Here is a 24579-nt window from a genome sequence, read left to right as displayed (position 1 = left end):
CAACTGGGGGCATGGGCATCAAGGTGTCACTCGAGCACCGGACCGCGTACTCCTTCGATCGTCTCGTCGACGTGCATCCGCACGAGGTGCGCCTACGGCCCGCACCGCATTCGCGGACGCCGATCGAGGCCTATTCGCTGCGGGTGTCGCCGCCCGGCCACTATGTGAACTGGCAGCAGGACGCGTTCGGCAATTTCGTTGCGCGGCTGGTGTTCCCGGAGCCGACTCGGGAGTTGTCGATCACCGTGGGGTTGATCGCCGACCTCGAGGTGGTCAACCCGTTCGACTTCTTCGTCGAGGACTACGCGGAGCACTTCCCGTTCTCCTATCCCGCGGCGCTGGCCGCCGACCTGGAGCCGTATCTGCGCCCGGTGGACGAGGCCGAGCCGGGATCGGGGGAGCTGCTGCGCGACTGGGTGCGGGTGCACCGCGCGCAGGGCCGTATCCGCTCCATCGACTACCTGGTCGAGCTCAATTACGCCCTGCGCAACACCGTCGACTACACGGTGCGGATGGAACCGGGCGTGCAGACCCCCGACGACACGCTGCGCCGCCGGCTGGGCTCCTGCCGTGATTCGGCGTGGCTGCTCGTCGCCATCCTGCGCGAACTCGGCCTGGCCGCGCGCTTCGTCTCCGGCTACCTGGTGCAGCTGACCTCGGATACACCGGCGCTGGACGGGCCGTCCGGGCCGAGCGCCGACTTCACCGACCTGCACGCCTGGACCGAGGTGTACCTGCCGGGCGCGGGCTGGATCGGCATGGACCCCACCTCCGGGCTGTTCGCCGGCGAGGGCCACATCCCGCTCGCCGCGACCCCGCATCCCGGCGCCGCCGCGCCGATCACCGGCGCGACCGGGATCACCGAGGCCACGCTCGAATTCAGCAATGTGGTGCGGCGGGTGCACGAGGACCCGCGAGTCACCCTGCCCTACACCGATTCCCAGTGGGAGCGGATCACCGCCTCCGGCGCGGCCGTCGACAAGCGGATGGCCGCCGCCGATGTGGGCCTGACGATGGGCGGCGAACCGACCTTCGTCTCGATCGACGACCAGATGAGCGCCCAGTGGACCACCGATGCCGACGGTCCGCACAAGCGAGAACGCGCCGTCGACCTGGCCGACCGCCTGCGCTCGATCTACGCGCCGACCGGGCTGGTGCAGTACCGCCAGGGCAAGTGGTATCCCGGAGAACCGTTGCCGCGCTGGGAGATCGCCATCGCCTGGCGGGCGGATGGTGAGCCGGTGTGGACCAGGCAGGACCTGCTCGCCGACCCGTGGTCGCCGGTCGCGGGCGACCTCGCCGGGCCGTCGCCGGTGTTTGCCGCCGCGGTCGCCGGTATTTCGGAAGATGCTGCGGCACAGGACCGCGACGGCGCACCGGTGAACGATGCCGCGTCGCACGATGACGGCGACGGGGCACGTGGCGCTGTACCGGGTGCCGGGTCGCTGGTTGCGGGCGCGAACGGCCCGGGGCGCGACACGGTACCGGGCGGACTCGTCCCGGCCGGGGACCGCGCACAGAGCGCAGCGGCGCAGCAGCCCAACGCGGCTGCGACCCGACCGGCCGAGGGCCACCCCGCCTCCACCGCTGTGCTGCCACGGCGCAATGCGGTGCGCCCCGGTGTCGATGCGGCTCGATCGCTGATCGCCCATGTCGCCGGCTCGCTCGGCTTGCCCGACCGCCAGGTCCGCCCCGCCTTCGAGGACCCACTGGCCCGGTTGGCCGCCACCGTCACCGCACCGGTCGGTGAACCGCCGGAGGCCGATCTCGATCCGGCCGAGGATTCGCCCGCTGCCCGGCGAGCCCTGCTCGGCCGTCTCGACGAGTCCGTCAACGAGCCGACCGCCTACGTGCTGCCGCTACACCGCAGGGACGACGGCGTGGGCTGGGCCAGTGCCGACTGGCAGCTGCGTCGTGGCCGCGACGGGGACGATGGTCCCGGCCGGATCGTCCTGACGGACGGGGATTCGCCTGCGGGACTGCGGCTTCCGCTGGACTCGGTGTCCTGGCACACCCCGCCGCCGCTCCCGGAAGCCGATCCGCTGTTCCAGGGTCCGCTGCGGCTGCCGCGCGAGGAACCGCCCGCCGTGCTCGAACCGGCGGACTTCACCCCGACCACGGCGCTGGTCGCCGAGGTGCGGGCGGGCCGGTTGCATGTGTTCCTGCCGCCGGTCGGCGAGCTCGACGACTTCCTCGATCTGATCGCCAAGGTGGAGGATGCCGCGGTCGCGCTCGGTCAGCCGGTGGTGCTGGAGGGTTACGCCCCGCCGAACGACGCTCGCCTGCACACCTTCTCGGTGACGCCCGATCCCGGCGTGATCGAGGTGAACATCATGCCGACCAGCTCGTTCGCCGAGCAGGCCGTGGTGCTGGGCACCCTCTACGAGCAGGCCAGGCTGGCCAGGTTGAGCACCGAGTCGTTCGATGTGGACGGCACGCACGGTGGTACCGGTGGCGGCAACCACATCACCCTGGGCGGGGTCACGCCCGCGCGCTCGCCGCTGCTGCGCCGCCCCGATCTGCTGGTGTCGATGCTGACCTACTGGCAGCGTCATCCGGCGCTGTCGTACCTGTTCGCCGGCCGATTCGTCGGCCCGACCTCGCAGGCGCCGCGCGTCGACGAGGGGCGCGAGGGCGCGCTGTACGAACTCGAGATCGCCTTCGCCGAGATCGCCCGGCTGACCGCCGCACAGGCAGCAGCCGGTACGCCATCCGAAATCCGGTCCGCTCCTTGGCATATCGACCGCGCCCTCCGGCATCTGCTGACCGATCTCACCGGCAACACCCACCGCGCCGAGTTCTGCATCGACAAGCTCTACAGTCCCGATTCCGCGCGCGGCAGGCTCGGCCTGCTGGAACTGCGCGGCTTCGAGATGCCGCCGCACTTCCAGATGGCGATGGTGCAGTCGCTGCTGGTGCGCGGGCTGGTCGCGATGTTCTGGGACCGGCCCTACCGCGCACCGCTGCTGCGGCACGGCGACAACCTGCACGGCCGCTACCTGCTGCCACACTTCCTGATGAGCGATATCGCCGAGGTCGCCGCCGATCTGCGCGCGCACGGCATCGACTTCGACACCAGCTGGCTGGACCCGTTCACCGAGTTCCGTTTCCCGCGGATCGGCACCGCGATGATCGGCGATGTCGAGCTGGAATTGCGCGGCGCGATCGAACCGTGGCTGACCCTCGGCGAGCAGACCACCGGCCAGGGCACGGCACGCTATGTCGACTCCTCGGTGGAGCGGCTGCAGGTGCGGGTGGTCGGCGCCGATCGCGGCCGCTACGTGGTGACCTGCAACGGCATGCCGGTACCGCTGCTGGCCACCGGCAAGACCGATGTGCAGGTGGCGGGCGTGCGCTATCGCGCCTGGCAGCCGCCGAACTCGCTGCATCCGTCCATCACCGTGGACGCGCCGCTGGTGTTCGACCTGATCGACGCCGCGACCGGGCTCTCGCACGGCGGCTGCACCTATCACGTCGTCCACCCCGGCGGTCGCGCCTTCGACGACGCGCCCGTCAACGCGGTGGCCGCGCAGTCGCGCCGCAACCGTCGCTTCGAGGCGGCGGGGCATACGGTGAATCCGATGGACCCGGCCGAACTCCGTGCGAAGATCGCGGCGCAGTCGACCGATGTCGGCGCACCGGGCATCCTGGATCTACGTCGCGCGCGAACCGTGTGGGACTGGGCCGACGGCCGGTAGGCGACAAAGGAAGCGAGGTCGGCTCGGTGACTCAGCGCGACGAGGCGCTACGGGACGGGAAGGCGCCGGGCGTGCGCGCTCAGGTCGCCGAGCAGTTGGCGCGGTACCGGGCCGAGAGCAAGGCGGGGGCGCGCTATGACGAGTGCGGCCGGCCGACCCGGGGCTACTACGACGAACTGGTCGACGGACGGGGCCGGGTGCGGTCGATGTGGTCGGAGCTCTCGGCCGACTTCGTCGACCAGGGCATCAGCGGACTCGGCCGGATCGATCACCGGGTGCGCAGGCAGATCGAGGACGACGGCGTCACCTACACCGAGGTCGGGCTCGGCGACGACGCGCCGACGCCCATGCCGTGGCGGCTCGATCCGATCCCGCTGCTGGTCTCCGCCGACGACTGGACCCGCCTGGAAACCGGCCTGGTACAGCGCTCGCTCGTGCTCGACGAGGTGCTCACCGATGTCTACGGCCCGCGCAGGCTGATCGCCTCCGGCCTGCTGCCGCCCGAGATCGTGTTCGGCAACACCGGGTATGTGCGGGCCGCGCACGGCATCACCATCCCCGGCACCCACCAGCTGTTTCTGCACGCCTGCGACATCAGCCGCTGGAGCGACGGGCAGTTCCGGGTGCTGGCGGACTGGGCGCAGGCGCCGTCGGGCGCGGGCTACGCGCTGGCCGACCGCCGCGTCGTCGCCTCGGCCATCCCCGAGGCGTTCGAGCACGCGGGCCCGCGGCCGCTCACCCCGTTCGCGCGGGCCATGCGGCTAATGCTCGAGGAAGCCGCGCCCGAGCTGGCCGACGGCGAGGAACCGGTCGTGGTCGTGCTGAGCCCGGGTTCGCACTCCGAAACCGCGTTCGATCAGGCCTATCTCGCGCAGACGCTCGGCTTCCCGCTGGTCGAGAGCGCCGACCTGGTCGTGCGCGACGGCGCGCTGTGGATGCGGTCGCTGGGCAGTCTGGAACGGGTCGACGTGGTGCTGCGCCGCGTCGACGCCGAGTTCTCCGATCCGCTGGACCTGCGTCCCGATTCGCGCCTCGGCGTGGTCGGGCTGGTCGAGGTGCTGCGCCGGGGCGCTGTCACGGTGGTCAACACCCTCGGCAGCGGCCTGCTGGAATCGCCTGCGCTGAGCGCGTTCCTGCCGCGGATCGCCCGCTCGGTCCTCGGCGCCGACCTGCAGCTCGACGGCATGCCCGCCTACTGGGGCGGCGACGACACCGAGCGCGCGCACCTGGTCGCGCACCTCGGTGACCTGGTGATCCGTTCCGCCGTCGACGGGTCGACGATCTTCGGGCCGAGCCTGGCCGCCGCCGAGCGCGCGGAACTCGCCGCGCGGATCGAGACCGAGCGGTGGAAATGGGTGGGTCAGGAACCGGCCGAGTTCTCGGTCGCGCCGGCGGTCGAAGGGGAGGCGGGGATCGCGCCCGCTCCGGTGGGCATGCGGTTGTTCTCGCTGGCCCGGCGCGGTGGCTATACGGCCATGTCGGGTGGGCTCGGCCAGCAGCGGATGCGGCTGGAACCGACGCGCAGCGTGATCAAGGTGGCGGCCAAGGATGTCTGGGTGCGCGCGGCACCCGCGACCGCGCCCGCCGTCGGCGCCGATACGCCGCACGAGGAACGGCTGCGCCGGGCCGTGCCGGTCGTCGAGGCGATCAGTTCGCCGCGTGTGCTCAACGACCTGTTCTGGATGGGCCGCTACAGCGAACGCGCCGAAGCCGTGGTCCGGTTGCTCGCCACGACCCACGACGTCTACCAGGACTACCGCTACCGGCCGTGGCTGGAAGGCGCCGAGGCGTTGCCGATCCTGATGCGGGCGCTGTCGGTGACCACGGGCACGGTCGCGCCGGAATCGGTGCTGCCCGACGGGACCGGACCGGTCGGCGCGCTCGTTCGGGTGGAGCCACAGGCCGGCGACGGGTCGACTTCCGGTGCGCCGGAGAGCCAGGACGCGCGGTCCACTGCTGGAGAGCCGGACACTTCCGCAGCCAGGGCGGCATCCGATGCGACGGGCACCGCCACTCCGGGCCGGAACTCGGACTCGATGGACGGTGGGATCGCCGATGCAGGGGCGGATTCTGCTGCGGTGGAATCGGAGTCCGATGACGAGGAGTCCTCACCTCCGTGGGAGCGGGCGGGAACCAGTGCGCTGGCACGTGCCCTGCGCACCACGGGCAGTGCCGCAGAGCGGGGCGCGGAGCCTGCGGAGGATGACGATCGCGAGGTCGACCGTGGGCGGCAGGAGCAGGTGAAAGCTAGTTCGCGACCCAAGGTTTCGGGTAAGCGGGTCAGTGCGGAACCCCGAGCCGTCGCAGGTGCCTCCGCCGAGGGTTTCCAGTACCTGGCCACGCTCACCGGCGACAAGCATCTGCCCGGCTCGCTGTCCTACGCCGTCGACCACTACGGTTCGGCGGCGCGTGCCGTGCGTGACCAGCTCTCCGGCGACACCTGGATGATCGTCGGCGCCGTCGACCGCGCGCTGGCCGAATTCCGCAGTGCCAGTACCGAACAGGAGAACGCGCTGTCCTCGGTGCACTCGCTGGCGCTGTCCGCGCTGCTGTCGCTGTCGGGGATCGGCGCGGAATCGCTGGTGCGCGACACCGGCTGGTACGTCATGGACATCGGCAAGCGCATCGAACGCGGACTCGCGCTGACCTCGCTGCTCAATGCCGCACTGGCGCAGGCGAGTCCGGCGGAGGTGGAGCGGGTGGTCACCGATTCGGTGCTCGTCGCCACCGAGTCCGCGGTGAGTTACCGCCGCCGCCACCGTGGTTCGGCGCATGTCGCCGCGCTGGCCGGGCTGCTGCTGTTCGACGCGGGCAACCCGCGATCGCTGGTGTATCAGCTCGACCGGCTCGAAGCCGACTTCCAGGCGCTGCCGGGTGGTTCCGGCGCGTCCCGGTCGCAGCGGCTGCTCGCCGACGCCCAGCGCATGCTGCGCCGCATCGACCCGGCCGAGCTGGAACACACCGACGCCGACGGTGTGCGCACCGAGCTGGTGGAACTGCTGGAGGGGGTGCACTTGCGGCTGCGCAAGCTGTCGGAGTCGTTCGAGACGACCAAACTCGCTGTGCCGGTGGCTATCCAGCCACTGTGGGGCAACACCAGGATGGTCGGATGAGCAGGCGGTACCGGGTGGTGCACCGCACCACCTACAGCTACTCCGACGAGGTCACCAGCTCCTACGGCCGTGCGTATCTGACACCGCGCGAATTCGCCGGTCAGCGGTCGCTCGAGCACGACATCTACATCGACCCGGTGCCGTCGGACCGGTCCGTCGGCACCGACGTCTACGGCAACACGACGACGTATTTCCATGTGACATCGGAGCATCGGACGCTCGAGGTCACCGGCGAATCGCTGGTCGACGTCGACGGTGACCACCCGTCGGCGATGCCGGGCGTCGACCTGCCGTGGGAGCAGGCCCGGCCGAGCGTCGCCACCGGCCCGCTGGCCGTGGAGTTCACCCTCGACCTGCTGCCGCCCGAGATCACCCCGGAGGTCGCGGCCTACGCCGCGCAGAGTTTCCCGGCGGGCCGGCCGCTGCTCGACGCGGTCACCGAGCTGAACACCCGCATCCACGAGGATTTCCGGTACCGCTCCGGCTCGACGACCGTGACCACCAGCGTCGCCGACGTCTTCGCCGCCCGCGAGGGTGTCTGCCAGGACTTCGCCCGGATCGGCGCGGCCTGCCTGCGGTCGCGGGGGCTGGCCGCGCGCTACGTCTCGGGCTATCTCGCCACCGATCCGCCGCCGGGCAAGGAGCGCATGGTCGGGGTCGACGCCACCCACGCGTGGGCCGCGGTCTGGCTGCCCGGCACCGACGAGACCGACCGCACCGGCCGCTGGATCGCCTTCGACCCCACCAACGACCAGTTCGCCGACCAGCGCTACGTGACCGTGGCGTGGGGGCGTGACTACCAGGATGTTCCGCCCCTGCGTGGCATCATCTACACCGACGCCAAACAATCCACGATCAAGGTCTCGGTCGATGTAGCCCCGGTGGAGGTGTAGTCCCTTGCGTGATTTCGCCTGCCCGAATTGCGGACAGCAGCTGGCCTTCGAGAACTCGGTGTGCCTGTCGTGTTCCAGCCCGCTCGGTTTCAGCCTGCGGGAACGGGCCCTGGTGGTGATCGGCGACCCGCGGGGCGACACGGCGATCGATCACGCGGGTGGCGTCGTCTGCGGCGACCGGTTCCGGTTGTGCGACAACCTGCATGTGGCGCAATGTAATTGGCTGGTATCGAGGTCGGATTACACCGCGGGGCCGATGCTGTGCGAGTCGTGCGCGCTCACCCGCACCCGGCCCAATGACGCCGACGCCGACGGTCTGTCCGCGTTCGCCGAGGCCGAGGCGGCCAAGCGCCGCTTGATCTTCGAGCTGGTCGAACTCGGCCTGCCGATCGTCGGCCGCGACGCCGATCCCGGTCACGGCCTCGCCTTCGACCTGCTCTCCAGCCGCACCGACGGCGTGCTCACCGGCCATATCGATGGTGTCGTGACCCTCGACCTGGCCGAGGCGAGCGACCCGCATCGCGAGCAGTTGCGGATCGAGATGGACGAACCGTACCGGACCCTGCTCGGCCACTTCCGGCACGAGATCGGCCACTACTACTTCACCGTGCTGGTCGCCGGAGACGAAGCGCTGCAACGGTTCCGCGATCTGTTCGGCGATCCGTACGCCGACTATCAGGACGCGCTGAACCGCCACTACTCGTACGGTGCGCCGCCCGGCTGGGAGGACGACTACGTGTCGTCCTATGCCACCATGCACGCCGCGGAGGACTGGGCCGAGACCTTCGCCCACTACCTGCACATCCGCGACACCCTCGACACCGCCGCCGCCTTCGGCATCGCCCCCGCGGGCGCCACCCTGGATCGGCCCCAGGTCGGGCGCGCGGGCTTCGACAAGATCATCGAACTGTGGTTGCCCCTGGCCTGGTCGCTGAACATGGTGAACCGCTCGATGGGGCACGACGATCTCTATCCGTTCGTCCTGCCCGATCATGTCCTGGAGAAGATGCGCTTCGTGCACGAGTTGTGTGAACGCAGCAACGCGACATCCGAGGCAGCAGTGGTCGCGTAATACCGCAATTCCACTGCGATGTGGGTCACAGCTGTTTACCCTCTCTCATTGAGACGAATGAGTCTCAAACCCGGGGCCGCCCGGGCTGCTCGATGAGGATGGCTATGAACTCACCCCTGGTTTCCGTCGGACTGCCACTGGCCTTGGCCGTGATCATGTTCGGCTTGGGACTCTCGCTCACCGTCGCCGACTTCACCCGGATCGCGAAGAGCCCACGCATCGTCGCCATCGCGCTGCTCTGCCAGGTGATCGCGCTCCCGATCGTCGCCTTCGGGCTCGTCCTGCTGTTCGATCTGCCCGCGATCCTCGCGGTCGGCATGATGCTGCTCGCGTCCTCGCCGGGTGGGACGACGGCGAATCTGTTCAGCCATCTCTTCCGTGGCGACGTGGCGCTCAATGTGTCGCTGACCGCGGTGAACTCGGTCATCGCCGTCATCACCGTGCCGCTGGTGACCAACTTCGCGATCGGCTATTTCGACCCGGCCGGTGGCGGCGAATCCGTCGGCCTGCAGTTCGGCAAGGTGATCCAGGTCTTCGCCATCGTGCTGGTGCCGGTCGTGATCGGCATGCTGGTGCGCCGCGCCTCGGCCGCCTTCGCCGACCGGATGGACCGCCCGGTGCGGATCGGTTCGGCGGTGACCCTGATGCTGGTGATCGCAGGCACCCTTGCCGCCGATGCCGACAACCCGCCCGCTTCGCTCGCCCAGGTCAGCGGGATCACCGTGCTGTTCTGCCTGATCAGCCTGACCATCGGCTACTTCCTCCCGCGCCTGCTCGGCGTCCCGGACCGCCAGGCCATCGCCTGCTCGATGGAGGTCGGCATCCACAACAGCACGATTGCCATCACCATCGCGGTGAGCGTCCTGGACAGCACCGAAATGGCCGTCCCCGCCGCGATCTACGGCATCCTCATGTTCCCCCTCGCCGCCGCGTTCGGCTATCTCATCACCCGCAAACAGCCACGGGTGGCGGTCGCCACGGCCGAGTGAGTCCGCGGGCGTCGTGGACAGGCGTGCAGCACCGGACTAACCTCTTAGCTAAGGAGGCGTCATGGCAGGGAACGCGGCGGAGCAATTCAACATTCACGACGCGAAGACGAACCTGTCACGCATCATCGAGCGGGTGGAGCAGGGGGAGGAAATCGTGATCAGTCGTGCCGGAACTCCAGTCGCCAAAGTGGTGCCGTTGACTCGCCGGGTCAATCGGACCGGCCGTGGCTCGCTACGCGGTCGGCTCGAGTTGTCCCCTGGCTGGGACTCGCCCGAGACCAACGCCGAAATCGCCCGCGACTTCGACGCATGAGCCTGCTCCTGGACACCCATGTCATCCTGTGGTGGCTCACCGACGATCCCACGCTGGACGCGGAGCTTCGCGAACGGCTCGACCACGATCCCGACGTCTACGTCAGCTCGGCCTCGGTCTGGGAGATCGCGATGAAGCAGGCGTCGGGAAAGCTGGCCGGTCCGGCCGACCTGCCTGAACGGGTGGTCGGCAGCGGGTTCCTGCCGCTGCCGATCGATGCCAGGCACACGATCGAGGCGGCCCGGCTTCCGCTGATCCACCGCGATCCGTTCGATCGGATCCTGGTGGCGCAGGCCCGGTGTGAGGAGCTGACGCTCGTCACCCGGGACCCGCTCTGCCTTCGGTACGACGTCGTTTCGCTGGCGTGCTGACGATCAGCTAAGCGCGGAGGCGTTCGCGGCGGAGGCGGTCTACCTCCGGGAGGTCGAGGGGGGTGAGGTCGGCGGGGGAGATGCCGAGGGCTCGGGCGATGAGGAGGTCGGCAAGTTCGGGGTTGCGGGCCAGGGCGGGGCCGTGGAGGTAGGTGCCGATGACCGAGCCTTGGACCACGCCTTCGGTGCCGTCGCCTACGCCGTTGCCTACGCCGCGGGTGACCTTGGCCAGCGGGGTGGCGTCGGGGCCGAGGCGGGTGCCGCCGCGGTGGTTCTCGAAACCGGTCAGTGGCGCGGAGAGGCCGTCGAGAACGGGTGTCGTGGTGACCTCGCCGATGGCGCGGGTGGCCTGGGGGGAGGTGGTGACGTCGAAGAGGCTGACGCCGTCGACCTTCTCGCCCGCCGAGGTCTCGTACCAGTTGCCGAGCACCTGGATGGCGGCGCAGATCGCGAGGACGGGGGCGCCCTTGGCGGCGGCCTGCTGCAGGCCGGGGTACTTCTGCAGGTGCCGGGTGGCCAGGCGCTGGGCGGAGTCCTCGGCGCCGCCGAGGGTGTAGATGTCGAACGAGTCCGGCACCGGGTCGGCGAGGGTGATCTCGACGATCTCGGCGTCGTAGCCGCGCATGCGCAGCCGCTGGCGCAGCACCAGCGCGTTGCCGCCGTCGCCGTAGGTGCCCATCACGTCGGGCAGGACGAGGCCGATGCGGATGGTCGACTCGCTCATGCGCGTGCCTCCAGGTCACGGTTGAGATCGCGGAACGCGGTGTAGTTGGCCAGCACCTCGACATGCCCGGCCGGGCAGGACGCGATGGCGCGCAGCGGGTCGGGCACGAGGGTGTGCTCGACGCCGGCGTAGGTCAGGCGCACCGCGAGGTCGGTGGCGCGCTCGCCGGCGGCCACCACCTGCACGCCCTCGAAGTGCTCGAACCGCACGTCCCACAGCCAGGACAGGTCCTCACCGTCGGGCACCTGCCCGTTCACCGCGATGACCAGACCGGCCGAGGTCGGCTCGATCATCGACAGCGCCTCCTGCCAGCCTGCCGGGTTCTTGGCCAGCAGCAGCCGCGCGTCGTGCTCGCCGACGGTGACGGTGCGGTACCGTCCCGCGATCTCGCGCACGGTGCCGGTGGCATCGGTCGCCTTGGTCGCCTCGGCGCCCATCGCGACCGCGGCGGCGACGGCCTGCGCCGCATTGCCGCGGTTCGCCCGGCCGGGCAGTGCCAGGTGCAGGGGAGCGCGGAAACCGTCGGGGCCGCACAGGTCTTCGCCCTCGAGCCACCAATCCGGTTGCGGGCGATGGAAATCGGCGCCGGTCGAGCGCCAGTTCTCGCCCTCCCAGACGATCGGCTCGCCACTGCGCGGGCAGCTCGTCGCGTCGACGGCCCAGCCGCTGCCCGCCGACACCCATACGACCTTGGGGTGGTCGTAGGCGATGGAGGCCACCAGCACGTCGTCGCAGTTGGCGATGACCACGGTGTCGGGATGACGGGCCAGCCCGGCGCGCAGCTTGCGCTCGATCATGTTGATCTCGCCGACCCGGTCGAGCTGATCGCGGCTCAGGTTCAGCAGCACCACGGCGGCCGGGTCGAGCGCGTCGCTGACGTGCGGCAGATGCAGCTCGTCGACCTCGATCGCGGCCAGCGGCACCCCCTGGTGCACGCTCAGCGCCGCGACGATGCCCGCGTCCATATTGGCGCCGTCCGCCTGGGTGGCGACCTGGCCGAGCGTGCCGAGCGCCGCGGTGGTCATCCTGGTGGTCGTCGACTTGCCGTTGGTGCCGGTGATCAGCACCGTCCGCCTGCCGCGCCCGAGCTGCGTCATGATCGTCGGATCGATCTTCAACGCGATCAGGCCGCCGATCATCGAACCCTTGCCGCGGCCCGCCTTCTGCGAAGCCCACGACGCTGCCGCCGCCGCTCGCAAAGCCAGGCGCCCACGCACCGAGATGTCTGCCACGCCGCGAGTCTATGTGCGCGACGTCGCGGACCGCGTGCGGGAGCGGTGTGAGCTCCGTCAGCCCATCCGGGCAGGCGACGCGAGCCGCGCCACTCGCCCGACGAGCGGGAGCTGTGTCAGCCCATCCTGGCGACGAGGGTGCGCACCACTTCGGCGCTGACCTCGTCGCGCCAGATCTGGAAGCGCGCCGGGTTGTCCAGGCCGCCCACCGTGGAGTCGCCGCTGACCGAGAAGGCGAAGTTGCCCCGGTAACAGGCGACCGTGGATTCGATGATCTTGCCGTAGGTGCATTCGGTGGCGCCCCACTCCGGCGCCACCGGGTCACCGGTGAATCGCTTCATATCGGCGTAGTGGGCGGCGACGGCGGCCTCCTCGCCGACCGAGGAGAACGTCACCGTGATCTTGGTGTTGTCCGAGGAGTCGGGGAGGTCGGGCAGATCGAAGGTGAACAGGCAGCCGCCCTGTGCGATATTGCGCACCGTTTCGCCGACGATCTGCACGGTTTGCGGTGTCCGGGTGAGATTCGTGGCCTGCGGCAGGATCGCGGTGATCTCGGCATCGGTGAGCACCGCGCAGGCGTCGGGCCAATTGGCGTCGGTCGCGGGCAGCGTCGCGGTGATGGCCGTCGCGGCGGGCACCGCCTCGCCGAAGTCGATACCCGGCGGGCCGACCGGACCACAGCCGGACACCGCGGCCGCCGATACGGCGATCGGCCCGAGCGCTCGCCATCCACGCAGACTCACCAGAAATCCCCCCGCTAACACCGTGATTCGGACCGACGGTGGCTATTGTCGGCCGATCCCGGCGCAGAAGCAATGCGTGTTCTGGTCGTGCTGACAGATCACATCTGAACGTCGAAAATATTGGGAATTCCCCTGGCATAGCGGTCGGCGTCGATCACCCGCAGCGGCTCGAGTTCGGGGGTACGGCGCAGCCGGAAAGTGCGGCAGCGCTGGGCCGATGACCCCGCGACATCGAGCAGCGCGTTGACCGCGGCCCGCGCGGATTCGTTCGCGCCCTCCATTGTCGCCAGGTCGATATCGGTGCGCACGTAATCGCCTGCGAGAAAAAGGTTCTCGATCGAACCGTGGGCTTCGGGCCGCGCGTCCCACGAACCGGCGGTGTTGATGAGCAACGGATCGGCATTCGCGTTCCGGCTGCCCTGCCAGGTGATTCCCGGATCGAGAAACCAGGAATGGACGTCGGCGGGACGCAGCAGTTGTTCGCGGTCGTTCAGATGGGCGCTGAGCTGGGCCCAGACCTCCCGGAAGACCTCCTCGTGCGTGCATTCCACGGCGGGCTTGCCGTACAGCATGCCGGGGGAATTCCAGTCGGAGATGTCGACGGACAGGCAATCGGCCACCGTGCCGTCGCCGAACGACGGGAGCTTGCGCGTCCACAGCTGGTTCTGGCTGATCGAGGTGAGCGACCACGGTGAATCGACGAATGCCGCGTGTCCGCGCGAAATACGCAGCGGCGTGCGGAAATAGATCTGGATGCCGTTCATCCAATCGACGAACAGGCGATCGGTCGCCGCCAGTTCCGGCGCCAGCTCGAGCACCTGGGGCGACCAGAGCTTTCTGACCTGCTCGACCGGCATTGCGGCGACGAAATAGTCGGCCTCGACGGTGCGGGCACCCGCGGAATCGGTGATTCGCGCCGCGCCGATGCGCTTGTCGCGCACCACGAGTTCCTCGACGCGAGCGCCGAGTTCGAAGCGAACGCCGAGCCCGCGCAGATGGTCCACCCACGGGTCGATCCAGGCGATATTGGTCGCGTTGTTCAGCACCCGGTCCAGGCCGCCGTCGTTGCCGAGGCCGAGCGGATTGCCGAGGAACTGCTCGCCCATGCTGCCGATGGTGCGGGTGCTGGCCAGGTTCTCCTTGGCCGCGACCATGATGCTGGTGAGCGAGCGCGAGACGATCGCGCGGAACTCGTGCGAGCGCTGGTGCCCGCGCACGAAGTCCTGCCAGGAGGTGTGCTCCCACTGGCCGAAGCGGCGCGCGTCGCAGCTGCTGTTGAACACCAGCAGCCGGTTGGCGAAGAACGCGGCCTCCGACGGCGGCATCTTCGACAGCGTCGAGATGGTGGCGGCCAGCGTCTCCCTGATCGCGTCGGGATTCGTCGTCGGGGCGGCGAAGCCGTCGGGCAGGGTGAGCAGGATGTCGTCGGCGTCGCGGCGGGAGAACCTCGCCTCCGGCACGGTGATCAGGTTGTTCCACACGCCGTCGCGATTGCCCGCGACCGGAATCCGGCGCATGGTGTCGGGCAGGTTCTGATAGAAGCCGGGGAAGAAGCGGAAGCCGTGCTCACCGGGCAGATCGGGCCTGCCGTCGCGGCCGGTGCCGGGCACGGCGATGCTGCGGGCCTTGCCGCCGAAGGCCCTCACCTCGTAGACGGTGACCTCGAAACCGCGTTCGGCCAGCTCGTGCGCGGCGGTCAGCCCGGCGACGCCGCCGCCGAGGACGGCGACGCGGCGGCCGGGGTGTGCGCCGAGCGCAACACCGGCTCCCGCCACGGCCCCCGCCGATACCACCCCCGCTGCGACCGTGCCGCGAAGAAAGGTTCTCCGCGATACGGGCAACCGTTGTTCCGCCATATGCTGTTCAGCTGCCTTGTTCGAGTATTGCCTGCGATTTGCTATCACTGTAGAGCGCGGCGAAGACCTGGCTGTTGTGACCTGTGCGTCGTTCGCCCGAGCTCGAAACCGACCGGTCGCGCGGAAAACGCATCGCGCGATCGGTCACATGCTAGCCATCGCCTCGTCGATCATGCGCTGAATTGGACGTTAGACCTGGACGAGACCGCGGTCGGGAGCGGGCTCCGGCGTCCGCCGGAACTGCCGGGTGGTCGTCGCGGCGAACGCGCCGGCGATGACGATCACCCCGCCGATCAGCGCGGCCACCGACGGCTGCTCGTCGAAAGCCGCCCAGGCCGCCGCGATCCCGACGACCGGCACGAGCAGCGACAACGGCGCCACCGTGCCCGCCGGATAGCGGCTCATCAGATACGTCCACAGGCCGGATCCGCACACCGTCGCGAGGACGGCGATGTAGGCCAGCGCGGCCAGCGCGGGCAGGCCGTCGGTCGAGGAGACCGCGGCGCCGAGCGCGCGGAAGCCGGTGTCAGGCCCCTCGACAGCCATCGACAGCGCCAGCAGCGGCAGCACCGGAACCACCGACATCCACAGCGTCAGGTGCAGCGGGTCGAACCCGGGCGAGTCCGCGCCTGCCTGGCGCGCGCCGATATTGCCGAACGCCCAGCCCAATCCGCCGGCCAAGGTCAGCAGCACCGGGAGCAGCGTGGCATGGGCCAGCCGATCGGCGCCGATGGCGACCATGCCGAGCACGGCGACCGCGAGCCCGGCGAGCTGCACCGGGCGCAGCCGCTCGCGCAGCAGGACCGCGCCGAGCACCACGGTGAACGGGGCCGAGGATTGCAGCACCAGCGAGGCGAGCCCGGTCGGCATACCGGTGCGCATCGCCGTGAACAGGAAGGCGAACTGCAGGATGCCGAATCCGGTGCCGTAGAGCAGCAGCCAGCGGGTGCGCACGGCGGGACGCGGGATGAATACGAGCACCGGAATCGCGATGACAGCGAATCGCAGCGCGGCGAAGAAGAAGGGCGGGAAGTGGTCGAGGCCGATCCTGATGGCCAGGAAGTTCAGGCCCCAGAGCACGACGACGGTCAGTCCGAGCAGGCGGTCACGGGAGGTCACGCCCTCATCGTGCGGTTTGCAAAGCATCAGGACAATCGAATAAAAGTGGATGAATGAAGTAGATTTGCTTCATGTTTTCGATCGACAGGCTGCGGATTCTGCGGGAGCTGGCCGACCGCGGCACGGTCGCCGCCGTCGCCGAGGCGCTGTCGATGACGCCGTCGGCGGTCTCGCAGCAGTTGAAGGTGCTGGCCAGGGAAGCCGGGGTCGCGCTGCTCGAGCCGGACGGGCGGCGGGTGCGGCTCACCGATGCCGGGCAGGCCCTGGTCCTGCGCGCCGACGACGTCCTCGCGGCGATGGAGCGGGCCACCGCCGAGATGGCGCACTATCGCGGCTCGCCGCGCGGGCAGGTCAGGGTGGCGTTGTTCCCGTCGGGCGCCGCGCTGCTGCTGCCGCCCGTGCTGACCGCGCTCGCGGGCAGCGGCGTCGAGATCGTCGCGGGTGACGAGGATCTGCCGCCGTCGGAAGCGGCGAAACTGCTGGCCGACTACGACATCGTGCTCACCCATCGCGACGAACGCGCACCCTCGCCCGCCGGGCCGCGGCTCGCGGCGCGGGTGCTGATGCGGGAACCGATCGACGTCGTCGTCGCGCCGACCCACCCGCTGGCGGGCCGGAGTTCGGTGCGGCCGGAAGAGCTGGCCGAGGAGACCTGGGTGAGCGTGCGCGGCGGTTTCCCCGTCGACGACGTGCTCGAGTCGATCGCGACCATCACGGGCGTGCGCCCGCGGATCGCGCAGCGACTCAACGAGTTCCGGGTGATCGAAACGCTGGTGGCCTCGGGGTACGGCGTCGCGCTGATGCCGCGCTTCGCGGTCGCGCATCCCGCGCTGTCGGTGCTGCGGCTGGCGGGCGTGCGGGCGGCGCGGATGTACGACCTCGTCACCCGGCCGCAGGCGCACCGGCGGCCCGCCGTCGCCGCGGTGCTCGATGCGTTCGAAGCCGCGGCACGCGAGGTCAGCGCGAGCTGACGTACCCGCGCAGCCGCTCGACCAGCGCGTGCAGGACGAAGAAGTTGGGGATGTCGGCGATCGAGGTCGAGTTCAGCCCGAACCACCTGTCCTCGACCGAGATTTCGGCATACCCCGAGACTGTCCGCAGGCCCTGCACCTGGTGCCACGGCACGCTCTTGTTGCGCGCGCCGATCTCGCTCGCCGTCAGCCAGATGTCGCCGAAGCCGAGCCGGTGCCCGGACTGCACCGCGGCGAGTGCCTGCGGCAGCTGGGCTTCGGTGACGGCCTGCTGAATCCACTGACCCCACTGATCGGCGTGCACGAACGAGCTGTCGATCACGAAGTGCTGCCCGGCCGGATCGGTGAGGGTGTAGGTGCAGGCGGTGATGACCGGCCCGCCGTTGGCGCGCTTGCGGACGATCTTCTGCAACACCGTCGTCGAGTCGAAGCGCGCGACGCCGGTGCGCCCGCCGACCACCGCGACCACGCCGTGGTCGTAGATGGCGAGCCGGTTGCCCGCGGTCTCGCGCTCATGCCACCACGCCTGCGCGGCATCGAGCGCGAAACCGAAACTGGCACCGATCGCGATCAGCCCGGTGATCCACGCCAGCCCGGCCTGATCGATGACGAACGCGAGGACCGTGGCCGCGAGCGCGACGCCTGCGATGGCGCCGACCGTGCGAATCCTGTTCCAGGCGATCACGGTCGGTGCGTACGCCGCTCGATGACTACCGAGCCCGGCACCGGCCGCCACACCCGCGACATGGCGCGCGACATCCACCTCGGACATGCCTGTTACCCCCCCGCGGGTGTTCGGTCGGCTATCTCAGAATTGTCCCGGCTGGTATTGCGGCTGCCCCTGATACGGCTGACCCTGCGGCGGGAACTGCTGACCCTGCTGCTGACCGTGGTAGCCGAAGTCGTCGGCGACCATGGCGGCCAGCTCGAGCAGCGCGCGCCGGGTGGGCTTGCTGACCAGCTCGAGGTCGATCTCGGCGCCCTCGGCCAGGTGATCGTCGAACGGGACGATCTGCACGGCCCTGGTGCGGTCGAGGAACAGCTTGCGCAGCTGGTCCAGGTCGACCGTCGAGGCGCCACGGCGCGAGGCGTTCACGACCACGACCGTGCGCTCGACGAGCTTGCTGTAGCCGTGGTGGTCGAGCCAGTCCAGCGTCGCCGAGGCGCTGCGCGCGCCGTCGATCGCGGGGGAGGTGACCAGCACCAGCGAGCTCGCCATGTCGAGGACACCGGACATCGCCGAGTGCATCAGACCGGTGCCGCAGTCGGTGAGGATGATGTTGTAGAACGACTGCAGGATGCCGATCGCCTTGCGGTAATCAGCCTCGCTGAAGGCTTCCGACACGGCCGGATCCTGCTCGGAGGCAAGCACTTCCAGCCGGCTCGGGGCCTGCGAGGTGTGCGCGCGGACATCCGAGTACCGGGTGATGTTCTGGTCCTCGAGCAGGTTGCGCACCGTCGACCGGGTCTGGCGCGGCACCCGGTGGGCGAGGGTGCCGAGGTCGGGATTGGCGTCGATGGCGATGACGCGGTCACCACGCTGCGTGGCGAAGGTGGAGCCGAGACCGACCGTGGTGGTGGTCTTGCCGACGCCGCCCTTGAGCGAGAGGATCGCGATCCGGTAGTCACCGCGGACGGGCTGGTTGACCCGCTCGCCCAGATCACGGTGAACGATGTCGGCCGCCGACTCACCGGGGTTGATCACACCGCCGGAAGCCTTGTGCACGGCTCGCCGCCACCCGCTGCGCGGCGCCTTGCGGGCGCGCTTGAGCAGGTTCAGGTCGTTGACCGAATGGCCGGGCTGACCCGGCGCGGGCACATGCTGCGGCTGGAACGGCTGATGCTGCTGGGGCGGTCCGCCCTGCCACTGCTGACCGGGCGGCTGCGCCAGCGGACCCGGCTGCCCGGGGAATTGACCCGGCTGACCGGACATCTGACCGGGGGCCATCCCGCCCTGCATCGGCGGCTGGTACGCCGGTGGCGGCGGAGGCGCCCAGCTGTAGATGGGCTCGGACTGCGGTCCCTGCGGTGCGACTTGCTCCTGACCGGGGAACTGTGGCTGCTCGGCACCGGGGTACTGCGCCTGCGGTTCCTGCCCGGGGAACTGCGGCTGCTCGGGTGCGCCGGGGTAGAGGCCGGGTACACCCGGATACGGCTGCTCGCCGGTCGCGTGCGGTCCGGGGTAGGGCTGCTCGGGAGCGCCGGGGCCGGGCTGACCCGGCCAGGGCTGCTGCTCGGGAACGCCAGGGCCGGGCTGACCCGGCCAGGGCTGCTCCGGCGCGTGCACCAGGGGATGCGCGCCACCGCTCTGGTACGGATCGGGCGCGCCCGGATACCCGCTCTGGGCGAAGGGGCCCGGCACGAATCCACCGGGATGGAACACCGTCTGCTCGGCAAGCCCGACGTGGGGCTCGGCGCCTGCCTCGGCGGACTGCGGCTCGGCGGCCTCGCCCGCCTGCTCGGCGGCATTCTCGGCGGGTTCGATGTCGTCGTCGGCCACCGTTTGCACGCCGGCGGGACCGGACGCAGCGTCGGCCGTCTCTGCCGACGGACTCTGCAGCCAGGGCGGAGAGGTCGGATTATGGTCGTTGTTGGTCACAGTTCCCCCACTTGCTCGCTGAACGAGCAGGAAGCTCGGCGCTGAATGTGCACCAAAACGCTAGCACGGGGCTAATCTTCGCGCGCCGGGGGCAGCTGAGCCCGGCAACGGTTTCGAACGGCCATGAGCCCAGCTCAACCGGGGGATTCGCAGCGAAGCCGATCCGTTCGGACCGGAGTTGTCCACAGGGCTTGAGTTGTCCACAGCCGACAAAGGCCGGGCCCCCATCCCGTGGAGACCCGGCCTTCGTTGCGGGTAACTAGCGCGCCGCGGCGCGGTTGACGGCCGAGACGACCGCGCGCAGCGAGGCGGTGGTGATCGAGGTGGCGATACCGACGCCCCACACGATCTTGCCGCCGATCGCGACCTCGACGTAGGCCGCGGCCTGGGCATCGTCACCGGCGGACATGGCGTGCTCGCTGTAGTCGAGCACCCGCACGTCGAAGCCGACGGTCGCGATCGCGTCGATGAAGGCGGCCAGCGGGCCGTTGCCGGAACCGCTGATCTCCTGCTCGACGCCGTCGACCTTCACGGTCGCCACGATCGAGTCGACGCCGCCGTCGGTCTCGGCCGCGGTCACCGTCTGCTTGATCCGCTCGAGCGGCAGGATCGGGTTCAGGTACTCGGTGGCGAAGACGTCCCACATCTCCTTGGGCGTCACCTCGCCGCCCTCACCGTCGGTGATCGCCTGGATCGCCTGCGAGAACTCGATCTGCAGCCGGCGCGGCAGCACCAGGCCGTGATCGGTCTTCATGATGTAGGCGACGCCGCCCTTGCCGGACTGTGAGTTCACCCGGATGACGGCCTCGTAGGTACGGCCGACGTCCTTCGGGTCGATCGGCAGGTACGGGACCTCCCAGACGATGTCGGCGACGTCGGCGTCCTGCGCGTCGGCGGCGGCCTTCATCGCGTCCAGGCCCTTGTTGATGGCGTCCTGGTGGCTGCCGGAGAACGCGGTGTAGACCAGGTCACCGCCGTAGGGGTGACGCTCGGCCACGGCCAGCTGGTTGCAGTACTCGACCGTGCGACGGATCTCGTCGATGTCGGAGAAGTTGATCTGCGGGTCGATGCCGCGGGAGAACATGTTCATGCCCAGGGTCACCAGGCAGACGTTGCCGGTGCGCTCGCCGTTGCCGAACAGGCAGCCCTCGATGCGGTCGGCGCCGGCCTGGTAGCCCAGCTCCGCGGCGGCCACGGCGGTGCCGCGGTCGTTGTGCGGGTGCAGCGACAGCACGATGGAGTCGCGGCGGGCCAGGTTGCGGTGCATCCACTCGATCGAGTCGGCGTACACGTTCGGCGTGGCCATCTCGACGGTCGCGGGCAGGTTGATGATCAGCGGCTTGGCGGGGGTCGGCGCGATGATCTCGGAGACCGCGTCGCAGACCTCACGGGCGTAGTCCAGCTCGGTGCCGGTGTAGGACTCCGGGCTGTACTCGTAGCGCCACTCGGTGTCGGGGTAGCGCTTCTCGATCTCCAGGCACAGCGTCGCGGCGTCGGTGGCGATCTTCTTCACCGCGTCGCGCTCGGCGCGGAACACCACGCGACGCTGCAGGATCGAGGTGGAGTTGTAGAAGTGCACGATCGCGTTCGGGGCGCCATTGCACGCCTCGAAGGTGCGCTCGATCAGCTCGGGCCGGCACTGGGTCAGTACCTGGATGGTGACGTCGGCGGGGATGGCGCCGTCTTCGATGATCTCGCGGACGAAGTCGAAATCGGTCTGGCTCGCGGCCGGGAACCCGACCTCGATCTCCTTGTAACCCATCCGCACCAGCAGATCGAACATGCGGCGCTTGCGGGCCGGGCTCATCGGGTCGATGAGGGCCTGGTTGCCGTCGCGCAGGTCGACGGCACACCACGCGGGCGCGCGGTCGATGATCTTGTCGGGCCAGGTACGGTCGGGCACCGAGATGGGCTCGACCTCTTCGGCGAAGGGCCGGTACCGGAACGACGGCATCGACGAGTTCTTCTGATGGTTCCAGGCGGGCTGGTCGGCCGGAGCGGGTTTACCGGGGGCCGTAATGGTGCGCGAAGCGGATACGAATGCGTCAGCCGTGGACATGCAAGTTTCTCCGTGGGGTGTGGTTGATTCCCTGGTGGGAGCGGGTTGACCGGCGCGTTGGAACCCCGCGACGGGAGCCGGTCTGTATCAGAACCCGTCGCGGCGGCCGAGAAGAAGTGCCCGCTGCATGATCCAGCTAGCTTACCGTGTGCCTTACTTCGCTGGTACGCGGCCTGGGGAAGAAACCGGGCGGTAGCTTGCAGCCGGTACCGTTTGCAGCGATTCGCACGCTTGTACGGACCATCGCGTCCGACGAGACGGCACTAAGGAACTCGGATGACCTGGTTGCAGCAAGTGGCCATTTTCGCGGCGGGTATCGCCGCGGGTGGCATCAATACGATCGTCGGCTCCGGCACCCTGATCACCTTCCCCGCGCTGCTGGCGTTCGGCGTGCCGCCGGTCACGGCGAACGTCTCCAACACGATCGGTCTCGTCCCCGGCTCGATCAGCGGCGTCATCGGCTACCGGCGTGAACTGGAAGGACAGCGGTCGCGACTGCTCCAGCTGGGCACCGCCTCGCTGCTCGGCGGCATCACCGGCGCGATCCTGCTGCTCACCATGCCCGCCGAGGCCTTCACGGCGATCGTCCCGGTCCTGATCATCGCCGCGCTGATCCTGGTGGTGGTCCAGCCGCGTCTGGCGGCCTGGGTGAAGGCGCGCAGAGAAGACGGGGAGACCGCGGCGCCCGCGCACGGCGGGCCGATCCTGCTGGTCGCGGTGTTCGGCACCGGGATCTACGGCGGGTACTTCGGCGCGGCGCAGGGCGTGCTGCTGCTCGGGCTGCTCGGTGTGTTCGTGCACGAGGACATCCAGCGGCTCAACGCGGTGAAGAACGTGCTGGCGCTGATCGTCAACGCGGTGTCGGCGGCCATCTTCATCGTCATCGCCGAGGTGAACTGGCAGGCCGCCGCGCTGATCGCGGTCGGCTCGATCATCGGCGGCCAGCTGGGCGCGAAGGTCGGCCGCAAGCTGTCGCCGAACGTGCTGCGCGCGGTGATCGTCATCGTCGGCACCATCGCCGTGGTCCGCCTGGTGACGTCGGGCTGAGCAAAGAAAACTCATGCGGCGGCCGCGGCCGTTGTGACGACCACCAAAGGCCGCTCGCTCAAACACCATTGGTGTTTCACTCGCGGTATCCTGCGCTCGGCCATGCGTGATGAGGGAGGTGGCCTGGTGCACAGACGTGCCTTTTTCAAGGCGGCGGGACTGGCGTCGATTGCCGGTGCCGTGGGGACAACGCTGACGAGCCCGGTGGCCACGGCCGATCCGAGGGAAGCGATGTTCCGGGCCTGGGTGCCGGAGATCTTCGCACCGATCCCGGACGCACCGGCGCATACGCAGGCCATCGTCATCGGCTCCGGTTTCGGCGCGGCCGTCACCGCGCTGCGGCTGGCCGAGGCCGGAATCGTCAACACCGTGCTCGAGCGCGGTTCACGCTGGCCCAACGACCCGTGGCGCGAGATCTTCACCGGCGACGACCTGCCGGACGGCCGCGGCTTCTGGCACCGCACGAGCTTCACCGGCGTCACCAAGGTGCCGATGAGTTTCGGCGCGTTCGGCGGCGTTCTCGACGTCACCGAGTACCCGGGGATCGATGTGTGGCGCGCGGCCGCGGTCGGCGGCGGCTCGGTGATCTTCTCGGGCGCGATGGTGGCGCCCGACCGCAGGCTGTTCGACCATGTCTTCGGCGGCGTCGTCGACTACGGCGAGCTCGAGCACGTCTACTACCCGCGGGTGCGCGAGATGCTGCGCCTCGACCGGATGCCCGCCGACATCTACAACTCCGCGCCGTTCGCGCACTCGCGCGCCTGGGACGACCAGGTGCGCGCGGCCGGCTACCAGCCGGTGCCCAACGAGTCGATCTTCACCTGGGATGTGCTGCGCAGCGAGCTGGCGGGCACCTCCCGCGTCTCGGCCACCGCCGCCCGCTCCAACCTGGGCAACTCCAACGGCGCCAAGTTCGACCTGAACCAGAATTACCTGCGCTACGCCAGGGAGACCGGCAAGTCCCAGGTGTATCCGGGCCACCGGGTCGACAGCATCGCCCAGGAGGCCGGCGGCAGGTTCGTGGTCACCGTGACAAAACTGGCCCCGTCCGGTCAGGTCCTCGGTACCCGCACGCTGACCTGCGACCAGCTGTTCCTCGGCGCCGGTTCCATCGGCACCTCCGAGCTGCTGGTCCGTGCCCAGGCGACCGGCGCGCTGCCCAACCTCAACGAGCACATCGGTGACGGCTGGGGCACCAACGGTGACGTGGTGCTGGCCCGCGGCGCGAGCGGCTTGGCAGGTCATGGCCAGGGCGTGCCGAGCGCCAGCCGGATCTACGACACGTCCGGCGCCCCGCTGACCCTGGAGAACTGGTACATCCCCGGTATCCCGTTCGAGACCGGCGCGCTGGCCTCGCTGGGCATGGTGCTCGATTCGACCAGGACCCGCTTCGGCTACCACGCCGCGTCGGGCGGGGTCGGGCTGAGCTGGTCGGCGGGCGCCCAGGACGCCGTCGTCGGCGCGGCCCGCGCGGTCGACCGCCGGATCGCCGAACGTGCGGGGGCCATCGCCGAATACGGCGCGCTCGGCTACGACGCGAATGCCCACTTCACCGCGCACCCGCTCGGCGGCGCCGTGCTCGGCAAGGCCACCGATGCCTTCGGCCGCGTGCACGGGCACCCCGGCCTCTACGTGATGGACGGCGCGGCGATCCCGGGCAGCACCGCGACGGTCAACCCGTCGCTGACCATCACCGCACTGGCCGAACGCAATATCGCCGCCATCGTCGCCGCCGGTCGCTGAACACTCGCCGGTAGCGCGGCGCGCGATCTGACCGGCG

General features: G+C 69.7%; 18 protein-coding genes. 10 read left to right on the top strand and 8 right to left on the bottom strand.

From position 1 onward, the window contains the following. The first annotated feature begins 11 nt into the window (after window positions 1-11). The 7 genes from ACFVAV_RS23730 (at window position 12) to ACFVAV_RS23700 (ending at window position 10449) form a co-directional block, all read left to right on the top strand. Window positions 12-3698, top strand: a complete 3687-nt coding sequence (locus tag ACFVAV_RS23730; protein ID WP_379037336.1) for a transglutaminase family protein — start codon at window positions 12-14, stop codon at window positions 3696-3698. A 26-nt stretch (window positions 3699-3724) separates the two neighbouring features. Beyond that, window positions 3725-6811: a circularly permuted type 2 ATP-grasp protein gene (locus ACFVAV_RS23725; RefSeq protein WP_379037335.1), complete on the top strand. Its 3087-nt coding sequence runs from the start codon at window positions 3725-3727 to the stop codon at window positions 6809-6811. Next, window positions 6808-7704 carry a transglutaminase N-terminal domain-containing protein gene (locus tag ACFVAV_RS23720; RefSeq protein ID WP_379037333.1) on the top strand — a complete coding sequence of 299 codons (897 nt, stop codon included), beginning with the start codon at window positions 6808-6810 and terminating at the stop codon, window positions 7702-7704. Before ACFVAV_RS23725 ends, ACFVAV_RS23720 begins: the two co-directional genes overlap by 4 nt. 4 nt (window positions 7705-7708) lie before the next feature. After that, complete coding sequence (locus ACFVAV_RS23715; RefSeq protein WP_379037331.1) at window positions 7709-8776, top strand: putative zinc-binding metallopeptidase; 1068 nt, start codon at window positions 7709-7711, stop codon at window positions 8774-8776. A gap of 104 nt (window positions 8777-8880) precedes the next feature. After that, window positions 8881-9765: a bile acid:sodium symporter family protein gene (locus ACFVAV_RS23710; protein ID WP_379037330.1), complete on the top strand. Its 885-nt coding sequence runs from the start codon at window positions 8881-8883 to the stop codon at window positions 9763-9765. A 61-nt stretch (window positions 9766-9826) separates the two neighbouring features. Beyond that, window positions 9827-10078, top strand: coding sequence for a type II toxin-antitoxin system Phd/YefM family antitoxin (locus tag ACFVAV_RS23705; RefSeq protein ID WP_378847951.1), 252 nt, complete (start codon window positions 9827-9829; stop codon window positions 10076-10078). Continuing rightward, the gene (locus tag ACFVAV_RS23700; protein ID WP_379037329.1) at window positions 10075-10449 is read left to right on the top strand and encodes a type II toxin-antitoxin system VapC family toxin; all 375 of its coding nucleotides are present in this window, start codon (window positions 10075-10077) and stop codon (window positions 10447-10449) included. Before ACFVAV_RS23705 ends, ACFVAV_RS23700 begins: the two co-directional genes overlap by 4 nt. Window positions 10450-10456: 7 nt before the next feature. On the opposite strand, the gene ACFVAV_RS23695 is transcribed toward ACFVAV_RS23700, so the two are convergent. From ACFVAV_RS23695 to ACFVAV_RS23675, 5 genes are all read right to left on the bottom strand, one after another. After that, a complete protein-coding gene (locus ACFVAV_RS23695; protein WP_379037328.1) occupies window positions 10457-11173 on the bottom strand; it encodes a type 1 glutamine amidotransferase in 717 nt (238 codons plus the stop codon). Next, window positions 11170-12405, bottom strand: coding sequence for a MurT ligase domain-containing protein (locus ACFVAV_RS23690; RefSeq protein WP_379037327.1), 1236 nt, complete (start codon window positions 12403-12405; stop codon window positions 11170-11172). The genes ACFVAV_RS23695 and ACFVAV_RS23690 overlap by 4 nt, the downstream gene beginning before the upstream one ends. Window positions 12406-12521: 116 nt before the next feature. Continuing rightward, window positions 12522-13148, bottom strand: coding sequence for a hypothetical protein (locus ACFVAV_RS23685; protein ID WP_379037326.1), 627 nt, complete (start codon window positions 13146-13148; stop codon window positions 12522-12524). Between the two features lie 98 nt (window positions 13149-13246). After that, window positions 13247-15004: an FAD-dependent oxidoreductase gene (locus tag ACFVAV_RS23680; RefSeq protein WP_379037325.1), complete on the bottom strand. Its 1758-nt coding sequence runs from the start codon at window positions 15002-15004 to the stop codon at window positions 13247-13249. Between the two features lie 189 nt (window positions 15005-15193). Further along, complete coding sequence (locus ACFVAV_RS23675; RefSeq protein ID WP_379037323.1) at window positions 15194-16123, bottom strand: EamA family transporter; 930 nt, start codon at window positions 16121-16123, stop codon at window positions 15194-15196. Window positions 16124-16194: 71 nt separating this feature from the next. Here ACFVAV_RS23675 and ACFVAV_RS23670 point away from each other — a divergent pair, with 71 nt between their 5' ends. Further along, window positions 16195-17094 (top strand): LysR family transcriptional regulator, encoded by a 900-nt coding sequence (locus ACFVAV_RS23670; RefSeq protein ID WP_379037322.1) that lies wholly within the window; start codon window positions 16195-16197, stop codon window positions 17092-17094. On the opposite strand, the gene ACFVAV_RS23665 is transcribed toward ACFVAV_RS23670, so the two are convergent. The 3 genes from ACFVAV_RS23665 to leuA all read right to left on the bottom strand — a co-directional run bounded on the left by ACFVAV_RS23665 (window position 17081) and on the right by leuA (window position 21752). Next, entirely contained in the window at window positions 17081-17866 is a 786-nt protein-coding gene (locus ACFVAV_RS23665) for a DUF6585 family protein (protein WP_379037321.1), read from the bottom strand. The genes ACFVAV_RS23670 and ACFVAV_RS23665 overlap by 14 nt on opposite strands. 36 nt (window positions 17867-17902) lie before the next feature. Then, entirely contained in the window at window positions 17903-19594 is a 1692-nt protein-coding gene (locus ACFVAV_RS23660) for an AAA family ATPase (RefSeq protein ID WP_379037320.1), read from the bottom strand. 358 nt (window positions 19595-19952) lie between these two features. Beyond that, the gene (gene leuA, locus ACFVAV_RS23655; RefSeq protein ID WP_379037319.1) at window positions 19953-21752 is read right to left on the bottom strand and encodes a 2-isopropylmalate synthase; all 1800 of its coding nucleotides are present in this window, start codon (window positions 21750-21752) and stop codon (window positions 19953-19955) included. 276 nt (window positions 21753-22028) lie between these two features. On the opposite strand from leuA, the gene ACFVAV_RS23650 reads away from it, so the two are divergent. Both ACFVAV_RS23650 and ACFVAV_RS23645 read left to right on the top strand, forming a co-directional pair. After that, complete coding sequence (locus ACFVAV_RS23650; protein ID WP_379037317.1) at window positions 22029-22799, top strand: sulfite exporter TauE/SafE family protein; 771 nt, start codon at window positions 22029-22031, stop codon at window positions 22797-22799. Window positions 22800-22925: 126 nt separating this feature from the next. Continuing rightward, window positions 22926-24542, top strand: a complete 1617-nt coding sequence (locus ACFVAV_RS23645; protein WP_379037316.1) for a GMC oxidoreductase — start codon at window positions 22926-22928, stop codon at window positions 24540-24542. Window positions 24543-24579: the final 37 nt, after the last annotated feature.

Origin of the sequence: Nocardia sp. NPDC057663, assembly GCF_042799895.1 — a bacterium.
GTDB lineage: Bacteria > Actinomycetota > Actinomycetes > Mycobacteriales > Mycobacteriaceae > Nocardia.
The sequence above is the reverse complement of the archived record's forward strand: the minus strand, read 5'-3'. Positions and strand labels throughout refer to the sequence as shown.